Here is a 16,876-nt window from a genome sequence, read left to right as displayed (position 1 = left end):
CGACTTAATAACAGAGCCCTGCATCATGACCGACAAAACCCAATCCATCCACGGCCAGTGGTCGTCGCGTTTCGCATTCATTCTGGCCGCCACCGGTTCCGCGGTCGGCCTGGGTAATATCTGGAAATTCCCCTACATCACCGGCGAAAACGGTGGTGGCGCCTTTGTGATGGTGTATCTGCTCTGCGTGGCCGCTTTGGGCATCCCCATCATGATTGCCGAAATCATGCTGGGCCGGCGCGGACGGCAAAGCCCGATCAACACCATGAAATCTCTGGCCGCCGAAGCCGGCGCCGATCCACGCTGGCATTACCTGGGTTGGTGCGGCATGCTCGCCGGCTTTCTGATTTTGGCCTATTACAGCGTCATAGCCGGCTGGGCCTTGGCCTATCTGGTCAAAGCTTTTTTCGGCGTTTTCATGAACAGCAATGCCGAGGAAATCAAACGCTTGTTCGAAAATCTGATGGAAAGCCCGATTCAACAGATTTTCTGGCACACTGTATTTATGGTACTCACCATGCATTACGTGATGCGCGGCGTACAAAATGGCTTGGAAAAAGCCGTGCATTTCCTGATGCCTGCCTTGTTTGTGATCCTGATTTTATTGGTGGCTTATGCCATGTCGTCCGGCGCATATGAACAAGGCATGGCCTTTTTATTCAATCCCGATTTCAGCAAAATAGACGCTGACGCGGTACTGACCGCGATGGGTCACGCCTTCTTTACCCTGAGCCTGGGCATGGGCGCCATCATGGTCTACGGATCGTATCTACCCAACCATGTTTCGATCGCCAAAACCACCTTCTTCATCGCCGGCGCCGATACCGTCGTGGCCTTGCTGGCCGGCATCGCAATCTTTCCGTTAGTATTCGCCAACAACCTGGAAGCCAGCTCCGGACCCGGCCTGATTTTCCAAACCCTGCCACTGGCTTTCGGCCACATGGGCGGCGGCTGGCTATTTGGCCTGCTGTTTTTTGTGCTGCTGATTTTTGCCGCACTGTCTTCGTCCATTTCCTTGATCGAGCCGGCCGTGGCCTGGCTGGTCGAAAACAAGAACCTCGACCGCCGCCAGGCCAGCATCTGGTCCGGCTCGGCCTGCTGGTTACTGGGTGTCGGCGTGGTGTTTTCGTTCAACATCTGGTCCGAGGTCAAGCTGTTCGACAAAAACCTGTTCCAATTGCTCGACTATCTGACCGCCAATCTGATGTTACCGCTGGGTGGAGTGGCGATTGCGATATTCGCCGGCTGGATGATGAAACAGTCGCACGCGGAACAAGAACTGGAGATCCCGGCCGAAGGTTTTAAAGCATGGCAATTTTTGATCAAGTATGTGGCGCCAGCGGCGGTATTCCTGGTGTTTTTACATGTACTGGGAGTGCTTTAATGATCTCGGTGGTACAAAAGAGCGCGCTGGTAAAATTTTCCGCGAAGCAAATGTTCGACCTGGTCGACGACATCGAATCCTACCCGCAATTTCTGCCCTGGTGCAGCGGCAGCCGGATTTTAAAGCGGGAAGACGACATCGTCGAGGGCCAAATCGATATAGCCAAGGCCGGCTTTCATAAATCGTTTACCACCCGCAACCGCATCGATCGCGGCGGAAAAATTCAAATCAGCTTGCTGGACGGGCCGTTCAAATCCCTGGAAGGCTTTTGGAGCTTCATGCCCTTGCGTGAAGACGCCAGCAAGATTTCGCTGGACCTGGAGTTCGAAATCTCCGGCGTGCTGGCCAACTTGGCCTTCGGCCCGGTGTTCAACCAAATCTGTAACACCATGGTCAGTTCGTTCACTCAACGCGCCAAAGCTATCTATGGCGGATGAGTTGATAGCTGTCGAAGTGGCTTACGCTACGCCGGAGCGTCAGACTATCATCGCCGTTACCCTTCCCGCCGGCAGCACCGCCGAGCAGGCGATAGCTGCCTCCGATATTTTGCAGCAGTTTCCGGAGATTGATTTGAGTCAGCGGAAAGTTGGTGTTTTTGGGTTAATTTGTAAGTTAGATAAACCGCTGACCGATGGTGATCGAATCGAAATTTACCGTCCGCTGCAGCAGAATCCGATGGATGCTAGGCGGGGGCGGTTGCAGAAATGATTCATGTTGACCGGCTTAAACTGAATGTAGGGCTGTAGCCTGGTACGCACCGCGTGCCCTACATAACTTACAATAAGTGCCTAGCAGAAAGTTCGCATGTATTGCTTTCTGCTTAAGCTAACTGTTACAAGGCTTGGCTTTTGTGAAACACCTGCTGATTTCTTGCTAATCGCTTAACAAGCTAACTCCCAAAACAGAAAGATCGATTTGACGCAATATTTTGCGTCATTTGGGATGGCTAATTCCAATTAGGTACATATTAATGAAGCTATCGAATTATTCTCAAGGACGAGACAACAATTTCAACCTTATCCGTATCGTTGCGGCCTTGGCAGTACTGGTGACTCACAGTTTTGCATTGGCAACAGGCACGGGGGATGCCGAACCACTCCAAAGAACCCTTGGCATGACTATGGGATCAATAGCCGTTGATGTGTTTTTTATTGCCAGCGGTTTTCTTGTTACATCCAGTCTACTGAACCGTCAAAGTATTATTGAATTCATATGGGCTAGAGTATTACGGATATTTCCAGCCCTTCTGATGATGCTGTTATTAACCGTTTTTGTGCTTGGAACGCTATTCACTTCATTGCGAACGCTAATTTATTTGTCATCGTTAAAAACTTACATTTATCTTGTAAAATGCGCAACCTTATTCACCGGGGTAGCTTATGAATTGCCTGGGGTATTTTACAACAACCCTTATAATAGTGCCGTTAACGGGTCGCTTTGGACAATGCCTCATGAAGTGCGTATGTATGCAATTTTAGCCCTTGTCTGGCTTACTTTACGAATAATCCCAAAATTTCGGTTAATTGGATTCAAGATAATTGTCGTTTCATTTGCTTCGGTGGCTGGTATTTATATTCTTGCTAGGCACTTCTATTTCCATTCTGGAAGCCAATTTTATAAACTGTTCTACATGTTCTTTGTTGGCTCGACTTTTTACATATTAAGAGAATATATCGTTCTCACGCGCTGGCTGTTTTGGTTCCTGATAATTGTACTCTCGGTTGCAACGAGCAATATAGATGCATTCTTTATAGCCTACCTATTTTCTATTGCCTATATTTTGTTTTATCTAGCTTATGTCCCATCGGGGTTTATCCGCATATATAATCAGCTAGGGGATTACTCATATGGCATTTATATTTAAATGGCTATGAACAAGTTGCAGGTTGAAGAAATACCGGGTCATGTGTGACGCATAGCGTGAGTAATCGGTTAGGAATCTGGTTTTCCCAAAATCGTCGATTCAACCGATAGCAAAATTCGTCGAGATATTCCTGTACATAGTTACCTGACACACCATGGTAAGTACCCAGCAAATAGCTTTTAAGGTTACTGATGACCACATGAACCCAAGGTAACCATTCACTCGCCATTTCAGGAGGGGTTACCTTGGCGATATGGTGATGTTCCTCGGCCAGCACATTGAGCGCAGCCAGCGCATCGGTATGCAGGGTTTGGCCTGGGGCAAGCGTTTGTTGGGCGAATGCTCTAACACTCTCGTGCGTCACCTGCTCAACCACCTTCATAGCCACAAAGCCGGGCTTACCATCATTATGTTCGCAAGCCACTAAAATAGTGGTTTTACCGGCGGCGCCTCGCCCGCGTTTACCGGCACGTTTGCCGCCGATAAAGGCATCATCGAATTCGATAATGCCGCTTAGTTTGTACAGATTATTCTGATCACCCATGGCCGTGCGTAATTTTCTCAACAGCCGTTGCGCCGTCAGCCAGGAAACACCAATTAGTTTGGTCAGCCGCAATGCGGAGATACTACCCTTGTCCGACGATACCCAATAAAGACTCCAAAACCATTTCACGAGCGGTAATTTGGTGTTGTGAAACAAGGTGCCGGCTGTCACCGATGTGTGATGATGACAAACTGCACATTCGTAGACATGTCGTGTCTGGAGCAACCAACCTTTCTGATGGCCACAGCGTGGACAGCAAAACCCTTCAGGCCACCTGAGGTTGATGATGGCTTGAAGACAACTTTTTTCATCGGCAAAGTGCTGTTGCCACTCCCAAAAACTCGTGATCTTTGCTTGCATGACCGCTCTCCAGAATATCCCACTAAAATTCAGATCGGGTAACCTGTGGTAAGTTCATAGCCATGTATATTTATGCTTTTCCAGTCCAACAATCAGTTGCAGCATTGATTCCAGGGGTCTCTGTAACTCAAATGATACTAGTCTCAACTATTTTCACCATTCTGTTGGCTACTCTTTCATGGCACCTTTTGGAGCGAAGATCACTCAAATTTAAAGAACATTACATTAGTCATACAAGAAGGTTACTTGGTCTAACAAAAAACATATCAACTCAGAAACACTAAAGCCTGCGTAGCACGTAGGATGCAGTGAGGTACGAACCTCATCAATCGGGAATGATGCGGTTCACTCCGTTTACCACATTCTACAAACTCATGCTTAATTAGAGCCGTTCGATTAGCGAAGCGTAATCGGACGAATGGAGCATACGGACATCACAAGCACAAACCTCCTCGATTACGCTCACGCTAATCGAGGCTACACGACTGAAAGCCCGTAGGTTGGGACGTGAATGCAATCCCCCCAACATTCTGATTTTTTGGGGTTTCTGCCATCGCCACAACCCACGCTAACCATTCCGTGCTGCTCGCTACGAATGCACCAAACATCCGTAGCGAGCATCTTGGTGGCCTTTAGACTGCTTCGATCAAACTAGGATCGTAATCTTCAGGCGCTTCGAAGCCGAGCAGATTCAATATCGTGGCCGCCGAGTTCGACAGGCCCGCTTTCGTTAAATCCTGGCGCAGTTTGTAGCCTGGGTTCTCGCCGGAAATCAACACGAACGGTACTGGATTCAATGTGTGCGAGGTCTTGGATTTGGTGCGGCCTTCGGCATTGCGTATCACGTTACCTTTTTTATCCAGTTCGTACATTTCGTCGGCGTTGCCGTGGTCGGCGGTGATGATCGCCGTGCCGTTCATTTCCAAAATCACCGGAATCAAACGCGCCAATTGCAAATCCAGACCCTGCATTGCGGTAACCGCCGCCTCGAAATTGCCGGTATGGCCGACCATGTCGCCGTTGGCGTAGTTGACCCGCAGATAACGATATTTACCGCTGCGCACCGCAACAATCAGGGTATCGGTGATTTCGGCGCATTTCATCCACGGACGTTGTTCGAACGGCACGACGTCGCTGGGGATTTCGACATAAGTTTCCAAGGCTTCGTCAAACTTGCCGGAGCGGTTGCCATTCCAGAAATAGGTGACGTGGCCAAACTTTTGGGTTTCGCTGATCGCATATTGGCTGATGCCGTTTTTGGCCAGGTATTCGCCCAGGGTCCGATCGATGGTCGGCGGCTCGACCAGAAAGCGCGGCGGCAATTTGGTATCGCCGTCGTATTGCATCATGCCGGCGTAAGTCACTTTCGGCAGCAGACCGCGCTCGAAGGGGCTGAATTGCTCTTCGGTAAAGGCGCGGGAAATTTCGATGGCCCGGTCGCCACGGAAGTTGAAAAACACCACCGCGTCACCGTCGACGATAGTACCCAGCGGCGCACCGTCTTTGGCGATGACGAAGCCGGGTAAATCCTGGTCGATCACGTTGGCCTCGTTGCGGAACGTTGTTATCGCTTCGTGGGCGCTGGCGAATTGCCGACCTTGGCCGAGTACGTGAATATCCCAACCGCGTTTCACCATGCTCCAGTCGGCTTCGTAGCGGTCCATGGTGATGCTCATGCGGCCACCGCCGGAAGCGATCGCCACGTCGAATTCCGGACTGCGCAAGCCGGCCAGATAGGCTTCGAACGGATCGACGTAATCCAATGCCGAAGTCTCGCCGACGTCGCGGCCATCCAGCAGAACATGTATCCGAACCTTAGCCACGCCTTCTTGCTTGGCCTGTTCGATCATCGCTTTCAGATGGTCGATATGCGAATGCACGTTGCCGTCGGAGAACAAACCCAGGAAATGCAGGGTGCCGCCTTGTTTGGCGGTCGCCACCACCTCGTGCCAGGCACGGCCTTGCCACAAATGGCCGCTGGCGATGGATTCGGCGACCAGTTTGGCGCCTTGAGCAAACACCCGGCCGGCGCCGAAGGCATTGTGGCCGACTTCGCTATTGCCCATGTCTTCGTCGCTGGGCATGCCGACCGCAGTGCCGTGAGCGAGCAATTTGGTCATCGGATAAGTCGCCATCAGCCGATCCAGAGTCGGGGTACGCGCGGATTTGATCGCGTCGCCGTCTTCGCGGGGCGAAATACCCACGCCGTCGAGTACGATGGTAACCACGGGGCCGGGACAAGCGGTAAAACGAGAAGATTTTTCTAATTTCATAGTGTTTTCGAGTGGGAGAAAAGTCAGATACTGAATGGAACAAGGCCTTACGGGCGTTTAATCGCCTATTTTACCAGTTGTGCCCGTTACACAGAAATAACAGTCCATTCCCGCCACAGGTAACTTCAATACGTAGGCATTACGCCCTTGCCTGCAATACAATATGCAATTCGGCCATCAGCGACTGGCCGTTGTTTTGTTTTTCAATCAGACATCAATCCATGAGCAAAGACATCCGCATTCAGCGCCTCAGCGGCGAAGCCCTGATTCAATACATCCCGGAACTGGCCCGGCTGCGCATCGAAGTATTCCGCGACTTTCCGTATTTGTACGACGGCGATTACGACTATGAGAAAAAATATCTGCAAACCTATATCGACTGCCCTGAAAGCGTGATCGTGCTGGCTTTCGACGGCGACGCCATCATCGGTGCATCCACCGCGATTCCGTTGAAATACGAAACCGACGAAGTTAAGAAGCCTTTCGTCGAACACGGCTACAACCCGGACGAAGTGTTTTACTGCGGCGAATCGGTATTGAACAAGGCCTATCGCGGCCTCGGCATCGGCGTGAAATTTTTCGAGCAACGCGAAGCCCATGCTCAAGATTTGGGCGGCTTCAAACACATCACCTTCTGCTGCGTCGAACGCCCGCTTGACCACCCTCGCCGTCCGGCTGATTACGTGCCGCTGGATGCGTTTTGGAACAAGCGCGGCTATTTCAAGTATCCGGAGCTGAAAACGACTTACACCTGGAAAGACCTCGACGACGCCACTGAAACCGCCAAACCCATGACATTTTGGTTGAGGGAAGACCGTGCCTAAAATCGCCAGCGCCCAATACGACATCAGCTTCCTGGAAAGCTGGGAAAACTTCGAAGCCAAGGCCCGCCGTTGGGTTAAGGAAGCCGCCGATAACCAGGCCGACATTTTGCTGTTTCCGGAATATGCCTGCATGGAGCTGGCGTCATTGTTTGCCAAGGACGTCTATTCCTCCTTGAACGGCCAGCTCGATGCCCTGCAAACCCTGCTGCCTGATTATCTGGACCTGTTCAAAACCCTGGCCGCAGAACACAGGGTCTATATCCAGGCCGGCACCTACCCGGTCAAACACGACAGCGGCGAATTCCGCAATCATGCCTATTTCTTCACCCCGCAAGGCGATGTGGATTATCAGGAAAAACTGACCATGACCCGTTTCGAAAACGAGCAATGGCATATCAGCCGCGGCTTGGAAATCAAGCTATTCGATACCGTGTTCGGCAAGATCGCGATCAACATCTGCTACGACAGCGAATTCCCGCATTACGCCAGACTACAGGCCGAGCGCGGCGCGACCTTGATTCTGGTGCCAAGCTGTACCGACACCGAAGCCGGCTATTACCGGGTGCGGATCGGCTGTCAGGCCCGCGCCTTGGAAAATCAGTGCTATGTGGTGCAAGCCTCCTTGGTCGGCAATGCCGAATGGTCTGAGGCGGTGGACGTCAATTGCGGCGCGGCGGCGATTTATACGCCGGTCGATAGAGGCTTCCCCAACAACGGCATTCTTGCAATTGGCGAATACAATAAAGCCCAATGGGTCTATGCCGACGTCGATTTAGCCGCCGTCGACACCGTGCGCGAAGAAGGCCAAGTGTTCAATTATCGGGATTGGCCCAAGCAATTCGATTGCCATTAGCGGGTTGATCCATTCCGCACGGATAAGCGGCTATTGCTTATCCGTGCGGTGGTTGAAATAAAACCAAGCGGCTCAACCAAAGCCCCCTACTCCATTTGTTCAGCACCGAAACCGAACAAGACATGCTCCGGCAATTCCGTATCGTTATGCTATGATGGCCTGGCTACGTTTTGCGATAAATTCACCCAGCAAGGTATCCACTTCGAGAATATGCCTCAAGACCCAATCACTTACGAATGTATCGATATCGGCGGGGTCCCAGCGATTTTCTTGAATGGTTTTACTGATTTCAATCAGCCTGTTCAGCATCAGGTTGTGGTTCTCCACATGAACCCGATAGCATGGGTAGCCATGCTGTTTCATCAAATTTTCCTCGGATTGAAAGTGCTCGCGGATATGCTGGTAGAACAGCATGATCAGGCGGGTTAATTCATCGGTTTCGGCCGCTTCCATCACTTGATTGGCCAGATCGAACAGATGCCGGTGCTGGGCATCGACCGTTGCATTGCCGATTTGGTAGTGGTTTTGCCAGATAAACTTGCTCATGATCGAAATTCCCCACGCTGTAGAAGTGATAAAAGATTCAGCCAATTTAATCATCCATGGCCGGCTCACCATGATTTAGCCTGAAGACAGCCCTATTTGAATACGGCACCTTCTCCAAGAATGACAGATCATTTTTTGCATGAACTTAAGCGCGCTTTGTTGCCGCCGTGCTTATTGAATTAGCCGATGGCATGAATCCAGCATCGGTTTATGCCTAAGACATACTCTCGATAATCGGAGGGATTCATGCTGTTTCATAAACTCTCCCCGGCGCCGATAGCTGTGACTAACATATTAGTACAGGTGCATGGCATTTTCGACCAGATCCGCCGATTTTTCGATTATGGCGGTAGTCTGGCCGGAAAACACGTCCGTTGATGACGCTGGTAGTTGACAGATATAGTTAATTGGTTGAAAATGACAGGATAATTAATGCCTCGGTGGCGAAATAGGTAGACGCACGGGACTTAAAATCCCGCGCCTGTGAGGGCGTACCGGTTCGATTCCGGTCTGAGGCACCAATTATGCATCCAACAGGGTGCAACCCAATCCAAAAACCCGCAAGTTTACTGGCTTCGCGGGTTTTTTATTGTCCGACGCAATCCAACGAAAAGTAGCCAAGTACACACTGAATCGTGTATTTTTTCGTTTACTCACTGATAGTTCACGGCATGAAATCCCCCACCCCGGCTCTTCGCCGGGGAATATTTACTTGTAATCGCGTTTTATGATCCGGTGAGTTCAAGAAAAAACCCAATCAGTCGATGACTATTGCATAGAAGCAGGGGGGCTTATGAAACGCGGTACTTTATCAAAGATTATACTGATGGCAGTAATGCTAAGCGGGTGTTCAGGCTTGAGTCGTCGGGACGCGGTAGATTCCCTGCCCGGCACGAGTAAAACCCTGACTGCCACGGGTTACAGCAGGTTTGAGGATGCTGGCCGGTTGAGTGTCAATCATCGTTGGCTGTCTGCTCAGCAGCTGGCCAAATTAAATGCCTATCGAGGTTTGGCCGATCAACTTTATTACGAACCCGTTGGGGAAAACCAAACCGTTGGTTCTCAAGTGATCGGACATGAGGTTTACCGAGTTTATCTCGATACCTATTTGCGCGAAGCCCGCGCCTCCGATTACCGCACCGTCAAGGACAGCTTAAAAACTACCTTGGACCTGAAGCTTACGCCAAGGTTTTATCAATGCATGGGGGGTGATGTTGCTCAAGCTCGCCAATGTATCCGGGAAGACGGTAAAGTGGCTTTTACTCGGCTGGGTTACAAAACCGCTGCCACCACAAGCGCCAATCTGGCCTGTGGAGTTGCTGATTGTAGCGATCAGTTTTATGTATCTGGATTTTCCAACGATCGCAATCCGGTGGACGCTGTACTATTGGATCACGGTTTTTATGATCTGGAATGGACTATCAATACCGGCGCGCGGATTTTCTTCAATACTCTGTTGATCAATGGATTTATCGATGCGATATAACATTGGTATTTGTTGGTTATTAATACTGGTTTTGTCCGCCTGTGGCGGAGGGCCGTCCAACAAGCTAGCCGACGCTGATTCTATTATCAGTCGACAGGCTACCGTTCATGGAAGCGCCCCAATTACCGATGCCGGGGTGGCCGCAGCCAGACAGGCCGCGATAAATGATGCTATCGCAAATGCCTCGCTGCAGCTCAAACGCAACAACGCTAGCACAATGTTGACCAGCGATGTCAAAGTAGTCGATGAATGGCAGGAAGAGGGGACCTATCACGTCCAAGCCTTAGCTGTGTTGTCGGAAAAGCAATCTTGCCGTTCAGCCTATCGGAAGAAAATTGTCGCCACCGCCTTTCCAGTCATGAATCCCGATCAAATCAGCGGTATCGAAAGTCAGGATTTATTCAGCGGTATCCCCAGAGAGATAAGTAACCGGTTAATGCAAAGCGGTGATTTTATCGCCCGTAATATGACCAGTACCGTTTTATATAGTCGGCCTGACTTGGCGCCCGAAACGGCTTCATTCGGTAGTTATTCCGAATCGGTGTTGCTGAATATTGCCCTGCAACATGATGCTCAGTTTGTTTTGTCCGGTGTGATACGCGATTTTAAGATCGAATCCACCGAATACATGCGAGGTTCCGGTGCGTTTGCCATGCTTAAATGGGCGATGCGTGACTATATTGCCAGACGCAGTATCGGCATTGATGTGTTTGTTCATGATGGTTATACGGGGGCTTTGTTGTTTCAGCACCGCTATACCGATTCCATAATAGGTGATGTCAGTCTGCCAGCGGGGTATACCGTAGGTAGCGAACGATTCGAATCAAGTCCGGCCGGGCATAAGATCAGCGAAATCATTCATCAAGCGAGTGAAGATATACAACAATTGTTTGGCTGCTATCCGTTCGCGGCACGGATTAGCCGTGTGGATAACAATCGGATTACGGTTGCCGCCGGAGCGCAGGACAAGATTAAAGTCGGAGACAAATTCATGGTGTATTCGGCCGGTTTTTCCGGTTCCGCCGGCATGGGGTTCACTGACCCGATAGGTGTTTTGATAATTTCCGAAGTAGGGCCTTCGATGGCAGCAGGCAACCTTGAAGGCGGCTCATCTCAAATTTTCGTACGTTCAGGCGACTGGGTGCGCAGTTTTTCAGCCCCTTGAGTTTGGAATTTGAGGTTTCTCCGCTTTGAAATAAGCCGCCAGATTTTCCGAATTGGCTGCGGCGTTAATTTTTATTATTGCTTTTTATCAACATGAAGTCTCCCCTGCTTTGCCGGAGGATTTTTCACTATTTATTAAGGCAACTCGACAGGCTTATGCCGAACCTCAAAAGCCGCTGGGCGCAGATAACATCAGTTATCAGCCGATAATTTTGCAAGAGACTCTAAAGCCTGCCATTAGCCGATAGGCGGTTGCCTATCGCCGCTTTCAAGAATATCGACCGGATTACCGATCGCAAGGCTGCCACTACGGTCATGCAAGGCATTTTGGCCAAAATAGACCTGATTTTCCCAGCGGCGCAAACGATTCAATGTAGCCAAGGGCTCCTTGCCGCTGATGGCCGTCTCGGGGTCAATGCCGGGTACCGCGCAGCGGGAGCAGGGTTTGGGTAATCTGAATTCGATGCCGTTGATGCTAATTCGACGCCAACTGTCTTCCGCATAGCTGTCGCAATCGGCAATCACCAGATTGGGCCGGAAGCGCTTCATATCCAGTTCAAGCTGCGTAGCTTGATTTAAAGCGGCTAAGGAATTTTTAGAAACGATCAGAAATGGAAAGCCATCGGAAAAAGCGGTTTGATCCGATGACTGGGCGAAGCGCTGATCTACTTGTCGTGTTCTGTCATCCGGATGATACACCAGCCGGCATTCGGCCTGTAAAAATTGGCTGAGCCAAGCATCGGCCGCCGATGAAACGGTTTTGGCAATGCAGTGGTCACGCCAGATGCCAACTTCGATGTCATCGCCACCCTCGGGATTCAAGGCCAATTCAAGCGAGTCCAGACCGGGAGCGGACAAAATCAATGCATCTTGTTCGATCCGAGTTTTGATCAAGGCCATTTTCGGCAAACGGCGTTGGCTCAAGAATTGATGTTGCGGGTCAATCAGCATCCATTTTCGATCGTACAGCAACCCGTTTTTAGCGACCGGCCATTGCTGGACTTGTATGCCGGCCAATGATTTGACCGGGTAAAGATATATCTGATCGAGTGTGGGCATGGAGGGCTGTTTGACGTATTAACCGAATTGCAAATCGGTTTGTGTGGTTAGCAGGTGTTCGGCGAGTTCGGTTTGATAGACACTAAACTTTAAACCATAGCGGGGAGCCGAATGATTGTGGGCCACGATGGCGTCGATAGTGAAGCGTCTGCCGTCGTTAAATTGCAAAAAGAAACTGACGCGACTTTTGAGCTTTAGTTTTTTATCGCTAAGGATGGCCGCGCCCTTGCTGCTAATATCCAACAAATCGACTTTGATCAATCGCGGAAAAAACAGGCTGTGGGTTTTGACGATAGCCTTGATATCTTTACGCCGATAACGCACCGAGATGCGCTTATTCAACAATAAGCTGTCAAGCTCGATTTCTTGATCCAGTTCGTCCTCATCATCTGCAAAGAAATCGTTATCAGCCATTTCGCTTGAACCGGATTAAAAAATTTGGCTAAGTATTGACGCTAAGTGGTGAAAATTCAATAGCGGCTTGCCGAATAATCGGGCAAGCCGTCACGGAATTTATCCGTTAAAATTGCCGGCTTTAAATTTTTTGCATGACGAAAATGGTTAAAACAATGAAATACTGGCTACCGTTACTGCTGTTTTCGCTGGCCGCCGGCCATGCACATGCGGCCGAAAAGCAGGTGATTAAAATTGCCTATCTTTCTCAGGAACGGACCGTGCCAGCCGCATTGTCCAATCTGGACCCGTTCATTCAAAACAAAGGCCAGCTTGGCGCCGAACTGGCTATCAGCGATAACAATACCACCGGCCAGTTTACCGGGCAGCAGTATGAGTTGAATAAAGTCGTAGTGCCGATGGATGGCGATCTTGTGCAGGCCTTTAACAAATTGGGCGATGATGTTGGTTTGGTGGTGTTGAATGTCCAGCCAGCGCAAGTCAATCAATTGGCCGATTTGCCTGGCGCGCAACATAAACTATTGTTCGATGCCGTCACCAGCGACGATGAATTGCGGGGATCACAGTGCAGGCATCATGTGTTGCATATGCTGCCGAGCCGGGCCATGCGCGCCGATGCGTTGGCCCAGTACATGCTGAAAAAAAATTGGCGGGAATGGTTTTTGGTGGTGGGACCGACGGCTCAGGACCAACTGTATGCCGCAGCGATCAAGCGTGCCGCCAAGCGCTTTGGCATGAAACTGGTTGCCGAAAAAGCCTGGACCAACGATTACGACGCCCGCCGCAGCGCCCAATCCGATGTGCCGCAGTTTACCCAGGGCGAGGATTACGATGTACTGGTGGCGGCAGACGAACAAGGCTTGTTCGGCGAATATCTGGATTACCGTACCTGGATTCCAAGACCGGTGATAGGCACCCAGGGCCTGGTCGCCACCGCCTGGCACCGGACTCATGAACAATGGGGCGCGGTGCAATTGCAGAACCGCTTTAAAGAGCAATCCGGGCGCTGGATGGAAGAGGAAGACTATGCCGCTTATCTGGCGGTACGCGCGATAGGCGAAGCCAGCGTGCGGGCCAAGTCCAATCAAGTGCAAGCCATCAAGGACTACATGTTGTCCGAAGCCTTTGCCTTGCAAGGATACAAAGGCAAGCCGTTGTCATTCCGCCCTTGGGATGGCCAATTACGCCAGCCGATTTTACTGGCCGCGCCTCGTTCGCTGGTCAGCGTGGCGCCGCTGGACGGTTTTTTACATCCCAAATCCGAACTCGATACGCTGGGTTACGATCAACCCGAATCCAACTGTAAATAAGGAAAAGATCATGCAGACATTCAAAATCAGCGCACTTGCCGCCGCCCTGCTATGCGCCGGTGTCGCGCGGGCCGAAACCGTGTTCGTCACCCTGGAAAAAGATAATGCGATCGCTATCGTCGATCCGGTCGAAGGCAAATTGCTCAAAACCGTTGCGGTCGGTCAACGCCCGCGTGGTTTGGCGTTGAGCCTGGATGGCAAGCAGCTGTATGTGGCGACCAGCGACGACGACACCATCAAAATATTGGACAGCGAAAGTCTGAAGGAAACCGGTAAGTTACCGTCGGGCGAAGACCCGGAAACCTTTGCCTTGAGTCCCGACGGCAAGCTGATGTATGTTTCCAACGAAGACGACAACGAAGTTACCGTGATCGACATCGCCGCCAAGAAGGCCGTGCAAAAAATCAAGGTGGGGGTCGAGCCGGAAGGCATTGCGGTTAGCCCGGATAACCAATGGGCGATTAGCGCGTCGGAAACCACCAATATGCTGCACTGGATCGATACCAAAACCGGCAAGATCGTCGAAAACACGCTGGTCGATCCGCGCCCACGCGCCGCCAATTTTACCGCCGACAGCCAGCAACTATGGGCCACGTCGGAAATGGCCGGCACGGTGATGGTATTGGATTGCGCCAGTAAACAAATATCGCAGACCATCAAGTTGGAAGTGCAAGGCGTCAGTAGCGAACTGATACAACCGGTCGGTGTGGTGATCGACAAGGAACGCCGTTATGCCTACGTGGCGATGGGTCCGGCCAATCGGGTGGCGGTGATCGATGCCAAAACCTACAAGGTCGAAAAATATCTGCTGGTCGGACAACGGGTCTGGAACCTAGCCTTCTCGCCGGATCAAAAGCGTTTGTACACCACCAACGGCGCCAGTAACGACATCTCCATCATCGATTTGAGCGACCATAAAGTGACCAAATCGGTGGCGGTCGGCCGTTATCCGTGGGGCGTGGCGGTTAAGCCATGACCGAAATTGCCTTAGCGGTTGACAACCTAAGCTTTGCCTACGGTACGAAAAAGGCGCTGGACGGGGTCGGTTTCAATGTCCAGTCCGGCGAATGCACGATATTGCTTGGCCCCAACGGCGCCGGCAAAAGCACACTGTTCTCGCTGATTACCCGGCTGTATGACGCCAGGGAAGGACGCATCGAATTGTGCGGTTTCAATATCAAGAAACAAAGCTTGCAAGCCTTGGCCAAATTGGGCGTGGTGTTTCAACAAACCACCTTGGACCCGGATTTGTCGGTAACGCAAAATTTGCGCTATCACGCCGCGTTGCATGGCATTAGCCGCAAGACCGCCGACGCGCGGATACAGGAAGAGTTGGAACGCCTGAACATGTTCGAGCGGCGCGGCGAAAAAGTCCGGCAACTGAACGGGGGCCACAAACGCCGAGTGGAAATCGCCCGAGCCTTGCTGCACAAACCCAGTCTATTGTTGCTGGACGAACCGACCGTCGGACTGGACATGCCCAGCCGGCAGGCCATCGTCAATCATGTGCATAATCTGGTCAAGCAACAAAATTTGGCGGTGCTGTGGGCGACGCATTTGATCGACGAAATAGCCGCCGACGACAGCCTGATCGTGTTGCACAAGGGGCAGGTCAAGGCCAGCGGTAAACTGTCGGACATATTGCAAGCCCACGGCTGGAGCGACCCCGGCCAGGTATTCCAAAAACTGACCCAATACCCGCAAGGGACATAAAGGACCCAAGGCATGAGATTGTTACATTATTGGCGGGCGCTGGCCGGCATCGTCGGCCGCGAACTGCTGCGGTTTTTACATCAACGCGAGCGCTTCGTCTCGGCCTTGGTCAGGCCGTTGGTCTGGCTGTTCGTATTCGCAGCCGGCTTCCGCGCCGCGCTGGGCATCGCCATCAGTCCACCCTACGAAACCTACATTCTCTACGAGGTTTACATCACTCCCGGCTTGCTCGGCATGATCCTGCTGTTCAACGGCATGCAAAGCTCGTTGTCCATGGTTTACGACCGGGAGATGGGCAGCATGAGGATGTTGATGGTCTGCCCCCTGCCCCGCTGGTTTTTATTGTGCAGCAAGCTAATCGCCGGTACTGCCGTCGGTGTGTTGCAATCCTACGCCTTTCTGGGCATCGCCTGGCTGTATGACATTCAGGCGCCGTTGACGGGCTATGTCTGGATACTGCCTGCCCTGGTATTGGTCGGGATGATGCTGGGCGCGCTGGGTTTGTTGTTGTCGTCGTTCATCAAGCAATTGGAAAACTTCGCCGGGGTGATGAATTTCGTCATTTTCCCGCTGTTCTTCATGTCGACCGCCTTGTATCCGCTGTGGAAAATCAAGGAATCCAGCGAAATTTTGTATTATTTGGCTCAATACAACCCGTTCTCGCAAGCCGTGGAGTTGATCCGCTTTGCGCTATACGAACAATTCAACCAACAGTCGCTGATTTTCACCGGCGCGGCGTTCCTAATTTTCATGGGCGCGGCGATTCTTGGCTATAACCCGTCCAAGGGCATGATGGTTAGGAAGGGCGGGGGCGGCGGTTAGGTTCGCCGCTTCAGCGGGCCAAATTCCGTTTTTGGAACCTAACTTTGAAGCTCCCTCTTCCCTGTTCCGAAAGGGCGGATAGTTGGAGCTTTCCGGAATCGAACGCTATCGCCCCTCCTAGAGACCGGGTTCATCCGGAATAATCCTCGGCGGTTTTCTGTTGCCGAGCACGCATATTTCCCCCAATATTTCCGCGTAATTTTCCGCTGCCTTGTGCTTAAATGCCTTGTCGCGAATCATCGACAAGACTCATCCGCCGT

18 protein-coding genes and 1 tRNA gene are annotated in these 16,876 nt (G+C 51.4%); 14 read left to right on the top strand and 5 right to left on the bottom strand.

Annotated features, from left to right (window positions below):
- Positions 1 to 25 precede the first annotated feature (25 nt).
- From IVG45_RS02415 to IVG45_RS02400, 4 genes are all read left to right on the top strand, one after another.
- Positions 26 to 1,384 carry a sodium-dependent transporter gene (locus IVG45_RS02415; protein ID WP_196436305.1) on the top strand — a complete coding sequence of 453 codons (1,359 nt, stop codon included), beginning with the start codon at positions 26 to 28 and terminating at the stop codon, positions 1,382 to 1,384.
- Positions 1,384 to 1,821, top strand: coding sequence for a type II toxin-antitoxin system RatA family toxin (locus IVG45_RS02410; protein WP_230874724.1), 438 nt, complete (start codon positions 1,384 to 1,386; stop codon positions 1,819 to 1,821). The genes IVG45_RS02415 and IVG45_RS02410 overlap by 1 nt, the downstream gene beginning before the upstream one ends.
- Entirely contained in the window at positions 1,811 to 2,092 is a 282-nt protein-coding gene (locus IVG45_RS02405) for an RnfH family protein (protein WP_442923352.1), read from the top strand. The genes IVG45_RS02410 and IVG45_RS02405 overlap by 11 nt, the downstream gene beginning before the upstream one ends.
- A 262-nt stretch (positions 2,093 to 2,354) precedes the next feature.
- Complete coding sequence (locus IVG45_RS02400) at positions 2,355 to 3,248, top strand: acyltransferase family protein (RefSeq protein ID WP_196436304.1); 894 nt, start codon at positions 2,355 to 2,357, stop codon at positions 3,246 to 3,248.
- A 4-nt stretch (positions 3,249 to 3,252) separates the two neighbouring features.
- On the opposite strand, the gene IVG45_RS02395 is transcribed toward IVG45_RS02400, so the two are convergent.
- Together IVG45_RS02395 and gpmI are read right to left on the bottom strand one after the other, a co-directional pair.
- Positions 3,253 to 4,152, bottom strand: a complete 900-nt coding sequence (locus IVG45_RS02395; RefSeq protein ID WP_196434642.1) for an IS1595 family transposase — start codon at positions 4,150 to 4,152, stop codon at positions 3,253 to 3,255.
- A gap of 632 nt (positions 4,153 to 4,784) precedes the next feature.
- Positions 4,785 to 6,425, bottom strand: coding sequence for a 2,3-bisphosphoglycerate-independent phosphoglycerate mutase (gene gpmI, locus IVG45_RS02390; RefSeq protein WP_196436303.1), 1,641 nt, complete (start codon positions 6,423 to 6,425; stop codon positions 4,785 to 4,787).
- A gap of 221 nt (positions 6,426 to 6,646) precedes the next feature.
- Here gpmI and IVG45_RS02385 point away from each other — a divergent pair, with 221 nt between their 5' ends.
- Entirely contained in the window at positions 6,647 to 7,249 is a 603-nt protein-coding gene (locus IVG45_RS02385; RefSeq protein WP_196436302.1) for a GNAT family N-acetyltransferase, read from the top strand.
- On the top strand, positions 7,242 to 8,102 hold the full coding sequence (locus tag IVG45_RS02380; RefSeq protein ID WP_196436301.1) for a carbon-nitrogen hydrolase family protein: 861 nt from the start codon (positions 7,242 to 7,244) through the stop codon (positions 8,100 to 8,102). Before IVG45_RS02385 ends, IVG45_RS02380 begins: the two co-directional genes overlap by 8 nt.
- Positions 8,103 to 8,246: 144 nt before the next feature.
- Here the strand turns inward: IVG45_RS02380 and IVG45_RS02375 are convergent, their stop codons facing one another.
- On the bottom strand, positions 8,247 to 8,648 hold the full coding sequence (locus IVG45_RS02375; protein ID WP_196436300.1) for a bacteriohemerythrin: 402 nt from the start codon (positions 8,646 to 8,648) through the stop codon (positions 8,247 to 8,249).
- A gap of 434 nt (positions 8,649 to 9,082) precedes the next feature.
- On the opposite strand from IVG45_RS02375, the gene IVG45_RS02370 reads away from it, so the two are divergent.
- The 4 genes from IVG45_RS02370 (at position 9,083) to IVG45_RS02355 (ending at position 11,546) form a co-directional block, all read left to right on the top strand.
- Positions 9,083 to 9,169 (top strand) — tRNA-Leu (locus tag IVG45_RS02370).
- Positions 9,170 to 9,474: 305 nt separating this feature from the next.
- Positions 9,475 to 10,134 carry a hypothetical protein gene (locus tag IVG45_RS02365; protein WP_230874723.1) on the top strand — a complete coding sequence of 220 codons (660 nt, stop codon included), beginning with the start codon at positions 9,475 to 9,477 and terminating at the stop codon, positions 10,132 to 10,134.
- A complete protein-coding gene (locus IVG45_RS02360) occupies positions 10,124 to 11,299 on the top strand; it encodes a flagella assembly protein FlgT middle domain-containing protein (protein WP_196436298.1) in 1,176 nt (391 codons plus the stop codon). Before IVG45_RS02365 ends, IVG45_RS02360 begins: the two co-directional genes overlap by 11 nt.
- Before the next feature lie 52 nt (positions 11,300 to 11,351).
- On the top strand, positions 11,352 to 11,546 hold the full coding sequence (locus IVG45_RS02355) for a type I toxin-antitoxin system ptaRNA1 family toxin (RefSeq protein ID WP_196436297.1): 195 nt from the start codon (positions 11,352 to 11,354) through the stop codon (positions 11,544 to 11,546).
- On the opposite strand, the gene IVG45_RS02350 is transcribed toward IVG45_RS02355, so the two are convergent.
- Both IVG45_RS02350 and IVG45_RS02345 read right to left on the bottom strand, forming a co-directional pair.
- Positions 11,536 to 12,357, bottom strand: a complete 822-nt coding sequence (locus IVG45_RS02350) for an MOSC domain-containing protein (protein WP_196436296.1) — start codon at positions 12,355 to 12,357, stop codon at positions 11,536 to 11,538. The two genes, IVG45_RS02355 and IVG45_RS02350, sit on opposite strands and share 11 nt — an antisense overlap.
- An 18-nt stretch (positions 12,358 to 12,375) precedes the next feature.
- Positions 12,376 to 12,771, bottom strand: coding sequence for a PilZ domain-containing protein (locus tag IVG45_RS02345; RefSeq protein ID WP_196436295.1), 396 nt, complete (start codon positions 12,769 to 12,771; stop codon positions 12,376 to 12,378).
- A gap of 155 nt (positions 12,772 to 12,926) precedes the next feature.
- Here IVG45_RS02345 and IVG45_RS02340 point away from each other — a divergent pair, with 155 nt between their 5' ends.
- The 4 genes from IVG45_RS02340 to IVG45_RS02325 are packed head-to-tail and all read left to right on the top strand — an operon-like array spanning position 12,927 to position 16,616.
- Entirely contained in the window at positions 12,927 to 14,081 is a 1,155-nt protein-coding gene (locus IVG45_RS02340; protein WP_230874722.1) for an ABC transporter substrate-binding protein, read from the top strand.
- Positions 14,082 to 14,091: 10 nt separating this feature from the next.
- A complete protein-coding gene (locus IVG45_RS02335; protein ID WP_196436293.1) occupies positions 14,092 to 15,057 on the top strand; it encodes a PQQ-dependent catabolism-associated beta-propeller protein in 966 nt (321 codons plus the stop codon).
- Positions 15,054 to 15,794 (top strand): ABC transporter ATP-binding protein, encoded by a 741-nt coding sequence (locus tag IVG45_RS02330; protein WP_196436292.1) that lies wholly within the window; start codon positions 15,054 to 15,056, stop codon positions 15,792 to 15,794. The genes IVG45_RS02335 and IVG45_RS02330 overlap by 4 nt, the downstream gene beginning before the upstream one ends.
- Before the next feature lie 12 nt (positions 15,795 to 15,806).
- Positions 15,807 to 16,616 (top strand): ABC transporter permease, encoded by an 810-nt coding sequence (locus IVG45_RS02325; RefSeq protein WP_196436291.1) that lies wholly within the window; start codon positions 15,807 to 15,809, stop codon positions 16,614 to 16,616.
- Positions 16,617 to 16,876: the final 260 nt, after the last annotated feature.

It is taken from the genome of Methylomonas sp. LL1, from assembly GCF_015711015.1.
Lineage (GTDB): Bacteria > Pseudomonadota > Gammaproteobacteria > Methylococcales > Methylomonadaceae > Methylomonas.
Note: the sequence above shows the minus strand (reverse complement) of the source record. Positions and strands in the feature narration are given on the sequence as shown.